Origin of the sequence: Pseudomonas sp. SCPG-7 (assembly GCF_002156405.1) — a bacterium.
Classification (GTDB): Bacteria; Pseudomonadota; Gammaproteobacteria; order Pseudomonadales; family Pseudomonadaceae; genus Aquipseudomonas; species Aquipseudomonas parakoreensis.
Genome location: NZ_MVOO01000004.1, coordinates 384879 through 397259 on the forward strand (window position 1 = coordinate 384879; position 12381 = coordinate 397259).

General features: G+C 61.2%; 8 protein-coding genes. 3 read left to right on the plus strand and 5 right to left on the minus strand.

All coding sequences use genetic code 11. From position 1 onward, the window contains the following. Positions 1–1178 (plus strand): autotransporter domain-containing protein (locus tag B1722_RS11150; protein ID WP_256578846.1); only part of this gene is annotated, 1178 nt, incomplete at its 5' end. 133 nt (positions 1179–1311) lie between these two features. Here the strand turns inward: B1722_RS11150 and oadA are convergent. Beyond that, positions 1312–3120, minus strand: coding sequence for a sodium-extruding oxaloacetate decarboxylase subunit alpha (gene oadA / locus B1722_RS11155; RefSeq protein ID WP_086792496.1), 1809 nt, complete (start codon positions 3118–3120; stop codon positions 1312–1314). An 11-nt stretch (positions 3121–3131) separates the two neighbouring features. Continuing rightward, positions 3132–4547, minus strand: a complete 1416-nt coding sequence (locus tag B1722_RS11160; RefSeq protein ID WP_086792498.1) for an acetyl-CoA carboxylase biotin carboxylase subunit — start codon at positions 4545–4547, stop codon at positions 3132–3134. Positions 4548–4737: 190 nt separating this feature from the next. Here B1722_RS11160 and B1722_RS11165 point away from each other — a divergent pair, with 190 nt between their 5' ends. Continuing rightward, the gene (locus tag B1722_RS11165) at positions 4738–5700 is read left to right on the plus strand and encodes a LysR family transcriptional regulator (protein WP_041073865.1); all 963 of its coding nucleotides are present in this window, start codon (positions 4738–4740) and stop codon (positions 5698–5700) included. Here B1722_RS11165 and B1722_RS11170 read toward each other — a convergent pair. The 3 genes from B1722_RS11170 to B1722_RS11185 form a co-directional block, all read right to left on the minus strand. Next, a complete protein-coding gene (locus B1722_RS11170; protein WP_025112635.1) occupies positions 5642–5854 on the minus strand; it encodes a PA3496 family putative envelope integrity protein in 213 nt (70 codons plus the stop codon). The two genes, B1722_RS11165 and B1722_RS11170, sit on opposite strands and share 59 nt — an antisense overlap. A 211-nt stretch (positions 5855–6065) precedes the next feature. Continuing rightward, positions 6066–6932, minus strand: coding sequence for a transcriptional regulator HexR (gene hexR / locus B1722_RS11180; RefSeq protein WP_007962240.1), 867 nt, complete (start codon positions 6930–6932; stop codon positions 6066–6068). 127 nt (positions 6933–7059) lie between these two features. Continuing rightward, positions 7060–9966, minus strand: coding sequence for a GGDEF domain-containing phosphodiesterase (locus tag B1722_RS11185; RefSeq protein WP_086792502.1), 2907 nt, complete (start codon positions 9964–9966; stop codon positions 7060–7062). Positions 9967–10191: 225 nt separating this feature from the next. Here B1722_RS11185 and uvrD point away from each other — a divergent pair, with 225 nt between their 5' ends. Beyond that, on the plus strand, positions 10192–12375 hold the full coding sequence (gene uvrD, locus B1722_RS11190) for a DNA helicase II (protein WP_041073860.1): 2184 nt from the start codon (positions 10192–10194) through the stop codon (positions 12373–12375). Positions 12376–12381: the final 6 nt, after the last annotated feature.

The following is a 12381-nucleotide window of genomic DNA, read 5'->3' on the forward strand; positions in this document are numbered from 1 at the left end:
CTCAGCAACCTCAGCAACCTCAGCAACCTCAGCAACCTCAGCAACCTCAGCAACCTCAGCAACCTCAGCAACCTCAGCAACCTCAAGAGCCTGAGGCACTTCGCCAGACAAGCAAAGCCATCAGCGCGGCCACACCTCAAAATACTGCCGTCACGGCCCTGCTCGGCTCCAGCAAGCCGACGGCCAGCCTGGCTCTCGAACAACTCGCCGCCGGCAGTTACGCCAACCTCGCCAAAGCCACACTGAGCAGCGTCAATCCACTCAGCGCCAGCATGCTTTCGGCCATGCATCAACTGGACAGCGGCAATGGCGCGCAGAGCTCAGGGAATGCACCGCGCCGAGCGGCTGGTGGCGAAGGCAACGGGCGGGTCTGGCTGCAAGCACTGGGGCATGGCGGCCAGGTTGATCGTGACGCCGCCAGTGTTCTGAAGCATTCCACCCAAGGTCTGGTCATGGGGGCCGACTGGCGAATCGACGAACAATGGCATGTCGGCCTGATGGGTGCAAAAGCGCAAACCCGCTTCGATGCCCAACAGTTCGACGGTGATCTCGACAGCTGGCACCTCGGCGCCTACGCGCTGCGTCAGGATGGCCCGTTCGCCTTGCGCTTGGGCGCCTCGTACGGCAGCCATGACGGCAGCGGCAAACGTCGCGTCGCCTTCAATGGTTTCAGCGATCGGCTCAAGAGCCGCTATGACGCCAGCACCCAGCACGCCTTTGCCGAAGTCGGCTACAACCTCGGTCGTGGCAACGTCAGCATCGAGCCGTTCGCCAGCGTCGGTTATCAACGCTATCAACGTGACGGCTACACCGAGAAAGGTGGCGATGCGGCGCTCAAGGTTCAGGGTCAGACCCAGGCGAATCCGAGCAGCACCCTCGGCCTGCGCCTGACGAGCACCAACCAACTGTCCAACGGTATGCAGTTGACGCCGCGCCTGAGCGCGAGCGTGAAACACACCTACGGCGATCTGGACAACGTAACGCGCCAGCACCTGGTCAAGGGTGGCAGAAGCTTTGAAGTCACTGGCGCCGAGATGGATCGCAACAGCTTCACGCTGGATGCAGGTCTGGATCTGACCCTGTCCGCCCGTAACACTCTGGGCATTGGCCTCAGCGGCGAGGCCGGCAACGACAGCCGCAGTTACGGCGTGACAGGCCAGTGGCGCATGGCGTTCTGACACAACGCTACGTGTAGGAGCTGCCGCAGGCTCGGGCCTGCGACAGCTCCGACAGAGAACAGCATATTGCAGGCGAAAAAAAGGGGAGCACATGCCCCCCCGAGGTTTAAAGCGTTGGATCGCGGCGGTTATCTCAGCCTTCGATCTCGATCAGGATTTCGCCCGGGTTGACCCGGTCGCCCTTGGCCACATGAATGGCGGTGACCTTGCCGGCAATCGCTGCCTGGACTTCGGTTTCCATCTTCATCGCTTCGGTGATCAATACAGCCTGGCCAGCCTTGACGATGTCGCCCTCCTTGACCAGCACATCGACGATGTTGCCTGGCATGGTGGTGCTGACATGGCCCGGTGCCGACGCCTGCTTGCGTTTGCTGCTGCCACCGCCGACGAATTCGTTGAGCGGTTCGAACACCACTTCTTCCGGCATGCCGTCGATGGACAGGTAGAAGTGACGCTTGCCTTCGGCCTTCACGCCGACACCAGTGATGTCGACGCGGTAGGTTTCGCCGTGGACGTCGATGACAAACTCGGTCGGCACGCCTTCGCCGCCGGCCTTCGCCACACCACCGGCCTCAGGGATCGGCAACAGCACTTCCGGAACCAGGGTGCCGGCGGCACGCTCTTCGAGGAACTTGCGCCCGATGTCCGGGAACATGGCGAAAGTCAGCACGTCTTCTTCGGACTTGGCCAGTGCGCCGATGTCGGCACGCAACTTGGTCATTTCCGGCTTGAGCAGATCGGCCGGACGCACGTCGATCACCTCTTCGCTGCCGATGGCCTGACGACGCAACTTCTCGTTGACCACGCCCGGCGCCTTGCCGTAACCACCTTGCAGGTACAGCTTCACTTCATTGGTGATGGTCTTGTAGCGCTCGCCAGCCAGCACGTTGAAAAACGCCTGGGTGCCAACGATCTGCGAGGTCGGCGTTACCAGCGGCGGGAAGCCGAGGTCTTCACGTACCCGCGGAATTTCCGCCAGCACTTCGGCCATGCGGTTCAGCGCGCCCTGCTCTTTCAACTGGTTGGCAAGGTTGGAGATCATCCCGCCCGGCACCTGATTGACTTGCACACGGGTATCGACGGCGGTGAATTCGCTTTCGAACTGGTGGTACTTCTTGCGTACGGCGTAGAAGTACAGACCGATTTCCTGCAGCAGCTCCAGGTCCAGACCGGTGTCGTACTCGGTGCCTTTGAGCGCAGCAACCATCGACTCGGTGCCCGGATGACTGGTGCCCGAGGCGAAGCTGGAGATCGCGGTGTCGATGTGATCGGCGCCGTTTTCAATGGCTTTCAATTGGCACATCGCCGCCAGACCAGCCGTGTCATGCGAGTGGATGAACACTGGCAGCGACTGCTCGGCCTTCAAGGCGCGGACCAGTTCACCGGTGGCGTACGGGGTCAGCAGACCGGCCATGTCCTTGATCGCCACCGAGTCGCAACCCATGGCTTCCATCTGCTTGGCCTGCGCCACGAACGCGTCGATGGTGTGCACCGGGCTGGTGGTGTAGGCGATAGTGCCTTGCGCATGTTTGCCGGCAGCTTTCACCGCTTCGATGGCCACGCGCAGGTTACGCACATCGTTCATTGCGTCGAAGATGCGGAACACGTCGATGCCATTGACCGCGGCCTTGGCGACAAAGGCTTTGACCACGTCATCGCTGTAGTGGCGGTAGCCGAGCAGGTTCTGCCCGCGCAGAAGCATTTGCAGGCGGGTGTTGGGCAACGCGGCGCGCAGTTGGCGCAGGCGCTCCCACGGGTCTTCTTTCAGAAAGCGTACGCAGGCGTCGAACGTCGCACCGCCCCAGCATTCCAGCGACCAATAGCCGACTTTGTCGAGTTTGTCGCAGATCGGCAGCATGTCTTCGGTGCGCATACGGGTGGCGAGCAGCGATTGGTGAGCGTCGCGCAGGATGGTGTCGGTGACAAAGATCTTCTTGCTCATTCTTATATTCCTCACAGGCCTGCGTGGGCGGCGATGGCGGCGGCGATGGCCAGGGCCAGCTCTTCGGGTTTGCGCTTGATCGAGTAGTTGGTCAGTTCAGGGTGGCTTTCAACGAAGCTGGTATTGAACTGGCCGCTACGGAATTCCGGATTGCGCAGGATTTCCTGGTAGTACGCGGCGGTGGTCTTCACGCCTTGCAGGCGCATGTCGTCCAGCGCGCGCAGGCCACGGTCCATCGCCTCTTCCCAGGTCAGCGCCCAGACCACCAGTTTCAGGCACATCGAGTCGTAGAACGGCGGAATGGTGTAACCGGTATAGATCGCCGTGTCGGTGCGTACGCCCGGGCCGCCGGGGGCGTAGTAGCGGGTGATCTTGCCGAAGCTCGGCAGGAAGTTGTTTTTCGGGTCTTCGGCGTTGATGCGAAACTGCAACGCAAAACCACGGTGCTGGATGTCTTCCTGTTTCACCGACAGCGGCAGGCCGGAGGCGATGCGGATCTGTTCGCGGACGATGTCGATCCCGGTGATTTCTTCGGTGATGGTGTGCTCCACCTGCACCCGGGTGTTCATCTCCATGAAGTACACCTCGCCCTCGGCGAGCAGAAACTCCACGGTGCCGGCGTTCTCGTAACCCACAGCCTTGGCCGCACGCACTGACAGGTCGCCGATGTAGGCGCGCTGTTCCGGGGTCAGTTGCGGGCTCGGGGCGATCTCGATCAGCTTCTGGTTGCGGCGCTGGATCGAGCAGTCACGCTCGAACAAGTGCACGACATTGCCGAAGCTGTCGCCGAGGATCTGCGCTTCAATGTGTTTCGGGTTGACGATGCATTTTTCCAGGAACACTTCCGCTGAACCGAAAGCCTTGGTCGCTTCGGAAATCACCCGAGGGAAATTCTGTTCGAGTTCTTCGCGGCTGTTGCAGCGACGGATGCCGCGCCCGCCACCACCAGAGGTAGCCTTGAGCATCACCGGATAACCGATGCGGTCGCCTTCGGCCAAGGCTTCTTCGATACCGGAGACGTTGCCTTCGGTGCCTGGGGTGACGGGGACGCCGGCCTTGATCATGCTGCGCCGGGCTTCGGTCTTGTCGCCCATGCGGCGAATGACTTCCGCCGACGGGCCAATGAACTTGATTCCGCGTTCGGCGCAAATGTCTGCCAGCTCTGCATTTTCCGAGAGGAAGCCGTAACCGGGATGCAATGCATCGCAACCGGTTTCCACCGCCAGGTTCACCAGCTTGCGCGGGTTCAGATAACCGGCCAGAGGCTCGGCACCAATGCTGTGGGCTTCGTCCGCGCGCTTCACATGCAAGGCATGGCGGTCGGCGTCGGAAAAAATCGCAACCGAGCGAATGCCCATTTCGGCGCAGGCTCGCACGATTCGTACGGCAATCTCACCACGGTTGGCGATCAGGATCTTTTTTATCACTTGGAGGTTCCCTTGAGCCGGTGGCACCACGACCTGCTAGACCCAGGTCGACGCGTGACTAAATGTTTCAATTTAGTCGCAGCCCCACACTAGCGCTCGCAAGGGATTAACAAAAATGAATAAAAATTGGGTCAGGCATAAGCAAAGACTTATAGTTAAACCATCAGCCTGTAGCCAGAGCCTATAAAAAATGCGTAAGTCCTTGATGCGTATGACATTACGCCAATTGCAGATCTTCAACGAAGTGTGTGATTTACGCTCCTACAGCCGCGCCGCCGATGAAATGTCTCTGACACAACCCGCCGTGAGCCTACAGATTCGTCAGCTGGAAGAGCTGATCGGCCAGCCATTATTCGATTACGTCGGCAAAAAACTCTACATGACCGAGGCCGCCGAAGCCCTGCAGCGTGCCAGCCGGGACATCTTCGGCCGCCTGGAAAACCTCGACATGCAGCTGTCGGACATGCAGGGCTCGCTGCAAGGCCAGTTGAAGCTGGCCGTGGAATCCAGTGCCAAATACTTCGTGCCGCACCTGTTCGCCGCGTTCAAGCGCCAGCACCCGGAAGTGAACCTGCAGCTGACTGTGGTCAACCGCGGCCAGGTGATTCGCCGCCTCTCGGACAACCGCGATGATCTGGTGATCATGTCGATGGTGCCGCAGGACATGGGTCTGGAGTTTCTGCCGTTTCTGAACAACCCGATTGTCGCCGTGGCGCGCCCGGACCATCCGCTGGCGCACATGGGGCCGCTGCGTCTGCAGGATCTTGAGCCTTACACGCTGCTGATCCGCGAACCGGGTTCAGGTACGCGATTGGCCTGTGAAGAGTATTTCAAAGAGAAACGCGTGCACTTCACCCAGACTCAGGAAGTGGCCTCGGCCGAAGCTCAACGTGAATGCGTCGTGGCGGGTCTGGGCCTGGCGCTGTTGACCCGCCATGCCCTGAACCTGGAACTGGCGACCGGCGGCCTGGTGGAGCTGCCGGTCGAAGAGTTGCCGCTGTTTCGCAGCTGGTGTCTGGTGCAAGCCAAGGCCAAACGGCTGTCACCGGTGGCGCATGCCTTCCTGGCGTTTATCCGCAGCGAGCGGGTGCAGATCAGCGCGCTGGTTGAGCGCTTCGACGGGAAACTGCCGGTGCGGCCTGCCAGTAGTTGAGTTCGATGTCCTCGGGAAAATCGCTGATTTCGCTCTGAAGCTGACGGAGTTCGAAGCGATCTTCGATGGCGCGACGGAATTCCATGCGACGCTGGTCTTCCTGCTGACGACGGGTTTTCGCGGCGCTGTTGCGTTCTTCGTAGGGCTGAGCCATTTCGAGTCTCCCAAGGCGAGTACGGGAGTTTCACGATAGGCGTGGGGGATGACGGTTTGGCTGCGCGGGGATGACAGTGCGATGAAACTTTGCAAATTGCGTTTCATTGTGGCGAGGGAGCTTGTTCCCGCTGGACTGCGAAGCAGGCCCGGCCTTTCAGGGCCGCTGCACGCCCCATCGGGAGCAAGCTCCCTCGCCACAAAAGCAGGCTTCAGTCGTCCAGAGCTTTCACGGCCTTGGGGGACAGCCGCAAGCTGCGCAGGCTGCGCTTAACGCTCTTCAGGTGGTTAACCAGACTCGGCCCACGCGCCATCGCCACGCCCATCGCCAGCACGTCGATCACCACCAGATGCGCAATGCGCGAGGTCAGCGGTGTGTAGATCTCGGTGTCTTCGTGTACATCGATTGCCAGGTTAACCGTCGACAGCTCGGCCAACGGTGTCTGACTCGGGCACAAAGTGATCAGCGAGGCGCCGCTCTCGCGCACCAGGTTGGCAGTGATCAGCAGATCCTTGGAACGCCCGGACTGGGAAATGCAGATCGCCACGTCGGTCGGCTTCAAGGTCACCGCCGACATCGCCTGCATGTGCGGGTCGGAATACGCCGCAGCGGTCAGCAGCAGACGGAAGAACTTGTGCTGCGCATCCGCCGCCACCGCGCCCGACGCACCAAAGCCGTAGAACTCGACGCGCTGCGCCTGGGACATCAGCGTCACGGCACGCTGCAATTCCACCGGATCGAGCTTCTCGCGAACCTCCATCAGCGTATGCAATGTGGTGTCGAAAATTTTCAGGCTGTAGTCGGCGACCGAGTCGTCTTCATGGATCGCGAACTGGCCGAAGCTGGCACCGGCGGCCAGGCTCTGCGCCAGTTTGAGCTTGAGATCCTGAAACCCGGAGCAGCCAATGGCCCGGCAGAAGCGCACGATGGTCGGCTCGCTGATGCCGACGCTGTGGGCCAGGTCGGCCATGGAACTGTGCATCACCGCCGCGGGGTCAAGCAGCACGTGGTCGGCGACCTTGAGCTCCGACTTGCGTAACAGGTGACGTGACTGGGCGATGTGTTGCAGCAGATTCAAGGGGCTGGACTCTTCTTATGGGCAAGGATGTAGCACGCTTGTAGTTATACTACATGAATTGGCTTTTTGCCTGCTCAATGCGTAACTCCATGTCCCCATATCAGGCGCGATGGAGTGCATGTAGCCCTTAAAGCGGTTTTTCCTGTTCGCGCAACAGCCCGGCCAGACGGTCGGCCTCCACCGGACGACTGATCAGATAACCCTGCACTTCGTCGCAGCGCTCGACGCGTAGAAACTCCAGCTGCTCTTGCCGCTCGACACCTTCGGCCACCACCTTCAACGACAGCCCGTGAGCCATGGCGATGATCGCCCGAGTGATCGCCGCATCCTCACTGCCCTGCCCCAGCCCACGAATGAACGCCTGATCGATCTTCACGTAATCCACCGGAATCCGTTTGAGGTAACTCAGCGACGAGTAGCCGGTGCCGAAATCGTCGATTGCCAGCTTCACCCCCAGATCGCGTAATTGCTGAAAGGTCGCGATGATGTGTTCGACGCTGTCCAGCAGCTGACTCTCGGTGAGTTCCAGTTCGAGGTAGTGCGGCGCCAGCCCGGTTTCCTCCAGCACCTGGCGCACCAGACTGACCAGTTTGCCCTGCCGCAGTTGATGCACCGACAGGTTCACCGATACCCGAATCGGCGCCAGCCCCTGACGCTGCCATTCGCACGCCTGCCAGCAGGCCTGGCGCAGCACAAATTCGCCGATCGGGCCGATCAGTCCGGTTTCCTCGGCCAGACCGATGAAGTCCCCCGGCGGCACCCGGCCCATGGTCGGATGATCCCAGCGCACCAGCGCTTCCGCCGCATTCAGGCGCCCGGTTTGCAGGCACAGCTTCGGCTGGTAGAACACCTTGAGTTGCTTGTCTTCGATGGCTTTGCGCAACTGGTTCTCCAGTTGCAGACGTTCAAGGGTGCTGGCCTGCAAGCTGTCGGTATAGAACTGAAAATTGTTGCCGCCCAGGTGCTTGGCGTGTTGCATGGCCATGTTCGACTGACTGACCAGCGCGGAAATCTCTCGGGCGTTGTCCGGCAGCATGCTGATGCCCATCGAGGCACTGACCACCAGTTCATGCCCTTCGACCGTCAACGGCAGGCGCAGCTTGCTCGACAGCCGCGTGGCGACCCGTGCCAGGCTCGACAGGTTGCCGTAAGCATCGAACAGCACGGCAAACTCGTCACCGGACAGTCGCGCGATGGTGTCAGCCTCCGGCAATGCATTGACCAGGCGTCGGGCCATTTTCTGCAGCAGTTGGTCCGCGACCTCGTGACCGAGGCTGTCGTTGAGCAGCTTGAAGCGATCGAGATTGATGTGCAGCAGCGCCAGACTGCGCCGGCCGCCCTGACGCACGCGCTGATGGGCTTCGTGCAGGCGCTCGCGGAACAGCGAACGATTGGCCAGCCCGGTCAGCTCATCGTAATGCGTCAGGAAGCGCATACGCTCCTCGGATTCGCGTCGCGCGGAAAGATCGGCGAAGAAGCCGACGATATGGCTGACATTTCCCCGACTGTCGCGCACCGCATTGAGTTGCAGCCACTGCGGATACAGCTCGCCGTTCTTGCGGGTTTCCACCAGTTCGCCCTGCCAGCTGCCGTGCTGCTCCAGCGCGTGGCGGATCGAAACGTAATGTCGCCGCGCATCACGACTGCACGGCAGCTCGACGACATTACGCCCGAGCATGTCTTCGATGTCATAACCGGTGACCCGGCTGAACGCCTGATTGATCGCAATCAGCGCGTAGTTCGGGTCGAGAATGACGATGCCTTCGCTGGCCGCTTCGAACACCGTGGCCGCCAGTCGCTGCTGTTCTTCAAGGCTTTTGCTCGCGCTGATGTCGCGCCGGGTACCGACCATGCGGATCACCCGGCCACTGTCACTGCGCTCCACGGCGCGACCGCGGTCTTCGATCCATACCCAATGGCCGTCACCGTGCCGTACGCGGTATTCGATCTGATAGTCCTCGGAGCGCCCTTTCAGGTGTTCGATCAGCGCCTGCTTGAGTCCGGGCACATCCTCGGGGTGCAGGCGTGGCTTGAGGTCGCGCAGGATCGCCGTGACATATTCAGGCGCGAGGCCGAACAGCTCCTGAATCTGCGTGTGGTGGACTTCGTCGGTTTGCAGATTCCAGTCCCACAGCCCCAGTTCACTGGCCTTCAACGCCAGGGCCAGCCGGGCTTCGCTTTTGCTCAGCGCCTGGTTGGCCACGTCCAGTTCGCGGCTGCGCTGCGCCACCCGGTCTTCCAGCTCGACCTGCGCCTCACGCAATTGGCCCTCGGCGCAGCGCCGCTGTTCGATCTCTTTGGCCAGCGCCTGATTGAGCTGCTCGCTGCGGTTCTGCGCCTGCTGCAGGTGCTCGATCAGGTGCTGGTTCTGAAAACGCCGCAGCAAGCCGCGGTCGATCAGCCGATTGACCTGCCATGCCACCACACTCAGTGAGCCGAGCAGAATCAGCCCGAGCCAGCCCCAGCCGCGTGCCTGTTCGTCGCCGCCCCAGAACAGGTAGCCGATCGCTGGCAGCAGGCACGGTAAGGTAAAGGACAGAAACGCCGGCAGGCTGACGGCATAAGCAACGCTGGCCGACAAGGTCGCGGCGCCGATCAGGCCGAACACCCAGGCTTGCTGCATGAAGTTGTCGGCGGGCACCAGCGCGATGCCGGCGCCAGCCAGCGTCAGGCCGGTCATGGTCGAGCCGAGCAGGAACATGCGGAACCAGATCGGCTGGGCCTGACGGTCCGGGATCGCCGAATCGAACGCGGCGACCTGAATCACCCGCAGCGCCACCAGCGACAATAACCAGACCAGCCAGATGCTGACCACGAAATAGCGCTGCGGGCTCCAGAGCAAAGCGGCGCAGACCAGACCATTGAGCAACATGAACATCGTCGGCAGCAGCGAGCCCTGATACAGCAGGCGCGTGCGTTCGACCGCCATTTCTACGGCGTAATGCTTGCGGATGACCCGGGGTTCCACAGAGGGGCCCGACAGGTCTGAGCTGAGGGTCTTGTGCAATGTTGTTGTTCTTATAAGAGTGAGCATTGGGCCCGAAACGTGGACGGAGCATACACAAGCAGACCCCGTTGCCAAACTGCTCCAGATCATAATTTGCCGGAAACTTTTCCCGTCCGATCACCGGCAAAACCCGCAAAGCGAGGCGGGCCAAAGCCTGTAGCCAGTGACCGACCGGTCGTCATCGACGGCGCTTTCATCGGCTAATGCAAAGCTCGGTTTGCCCGGGCCTGCGGCGCACCCTAGAATGCCCCGATGCGCGATGATCTCTCCCTTCTGCTGAACTCCCTCAACGATGCCCAACGCCAGGCCGTAGCAGCCCCCGTTGGCCGTCAGTTGGTCCTGGCCGGTGCCGGTTCCGGTAAAACCCGAGTGCTGGTGCACCGTATCGCCTGGTTGATCCAGGTCGAAAACGCCTCGCCCCACTCCATTCTGTCGGTGACCTTCACCAACAAGGCCGCTGCCGAGATGCGTCACCGCATCGAGCAGTTGCTGGGTATCAACCCGGCCGGCATGTGGGTCGGCACCTTCCACGGCCTGGCGCACCGCCTGTTGCGGGCGCACTGGCAGGAAGCCGGGTTGAGCCAGACTTTCCAGATTCTCGATAGCGACGATCAGCAGCGACTGGTCAAGCGGGTGATCCGCGAGCTGGGGCTGGACGAGCAACGGTGGCCGGCGCGTCAGGCCCAGTGGTTCATCAACGGGCAGAAAGACGAAGGTCTGCGCCCACAGCACATTCAGGCCAGCGGCGACTTGTACCTGGCGACCATGCGCGGCATCTATGAAGCCTACGAGGCGGCCTGCCAGCGCGCCGGGGTCATCGATTTTTCCGAACTGCTGCTGCGCGCCCTCGACTTGTGGCGCGATCACCCGGGTCTGCTGGCGCACTATCAAAAGCGCTTCCGCCACATCCTCGTCGACGAGTTCCAGGACACCAACGCCGTGCAGTACGCCTGGTTGCGCCTGCTCGGCAAGGGCGGTGACAGCCTGATGGTGGTCGGCGACGACGATCAGTCTATCTACGGCTGGCGCGGGGCGAAAATCGAGAACATTCATCAGTACTCGTCCGACTTCCCGGATTCGGTAACCATTCGCCTGGAGCAGAACTACCGCTCCACCGCTGGCATCCTCAAGGCGGCCAACGCCTTGATCGCCAACAACACCGGACGCCTCGGCAAAGAGCTGTGGACCGACGGTGGCGATGGCGAGGCGATCAACCTGTACGCCGCGTTCAACGAACACGACGAAGCACGCTACGTTGTCGAAACCATAGAAAGTGCGCTGAAAACCGGCCTGGCTCGCAGCGATATCGCGATTCTTTACCGCTCCAACGCCCAATCGCGCGTTTTGGAAGAAGCCTTGCTGCGCGAGCGCATTCCGTACCGCATCTATGGCGGCCAGCGCTTCTTCGAGCGCGCGGAAATCAAGAACGCCATGGCCTACCTGCGTTTGCTGGAAGGTCGCGGCAACGATGCGGCACTGGAGCGGGTCATCAACGTCCCGGCCCGTGGCATCGGTGAGAAAACCGTCGAGGCGATCCGCGACCATGCCCGTCACAGCGATGTGTCGATGTGGGAAGCAATGCGGCAACTGGTCGCCAATAAAGGCCTGACCGGTCGTGCTGCCGGCGCCTTGGGGGCGTTTATCGAGCTGATCGAAAATCTCGCCGCCAAGTGCATGGAGATGCCGTTGCATTTGATGACCCAGACCGTCATCGAGCAATCGGGGCTGATCGCCTATCACGAAGCGGAAAAAGGCGAGAAAGGCCAGGCCCGGGTGGAAAACCTTGAGGAACTGGTCAGCGCCGCGCGCAACTTCGAAAACACCGAAGAAGACGAAGAGCTGACGCCTCTGGCGGCATTCCTCGGCCACGCGTCGCTGGAAGCCGGCGACACTCAGGCCGACGAGCATGAAGACAGCATTCAACTGATGACCCTGCACAGCGCCAAAGGCCTGGAATTCCCTTACGTGTTCCTGGTGGGCATGGAAGAAGGCCTGTTCCCGCACAAGATGAGCCTGGAAGAACCGGGGCGCCTTGAAGAGGAACGCCGTCTGGCCTACGTCGGCATCACCCGCGCCATGCAGAATCTGGTGATGACCTATGCTGAAACACGACGCCTGTACGGCAGCGAGACCTACAACAAGGTTTCGCGTTTCGTCCGCGAGGTGCCGAAGGGTCTGATCCAGGAAGTGCGTCTGTCGAACAGCGTCAGCCGACCGTTTGGCGGCAACCAGTCGATGAGCGGCAGCAACCTGTTCAGCGGCAGCGAGATTCCGGAAACCGGCTTCAGCCTGGGTCAGGCAGTACGCCATTCAATCTTCGGCGACGGCGTGATCCTCAACTTCGAAGGTTCCGGCGCGCAGGCACGGGTGCAGGTGAATTTCAGCGAAGGCAGCAAGTGGCTGATGCTGGGGTACGCCAAGCTGGAAGCTATCTAAAAGTAC

What these genes read in the sequence shown, in the direction of transcription:
- oadA (WP_086792496.1), bottom strand. Translation starts at nt 3,120, where the DNA reads ATGAGCAAGAAGATCTTTGTCACCGACACCATCCTGCGCGACGCTCAC.
- uvrD (WP_041073860.1), top strand. Translation starts at nt 10,192, where the DNA reads ATGCGCGATGATCTCTCCCTTCTGCTGAACTCCCTCAACGATGCCCAA.
- B1722_RS11185 (WP_086792502.1), bottom strand. Translation starts at nt 9,966, where the DNA reads ATGCTCACTCTTATAAGAACAACAACATTGCACAAGACCCTCAGCTCA.
- B1722_RS11165 (WP_041073865.1), top strand. Translation starts at nt 4,738, where the DNA reads ATGCGTAAGTCCTTGATGCGTATGACATTACGCCAATTGCAGATCTTC.
- B1722_RS11170 (WP_025112635.1), bottom strand. Translation starts at nt 5,854, where the DNA reads ATGGCTCAGCCCTACGAAGAACGCAACAGCGCCGCGAAAACCCGTCGT.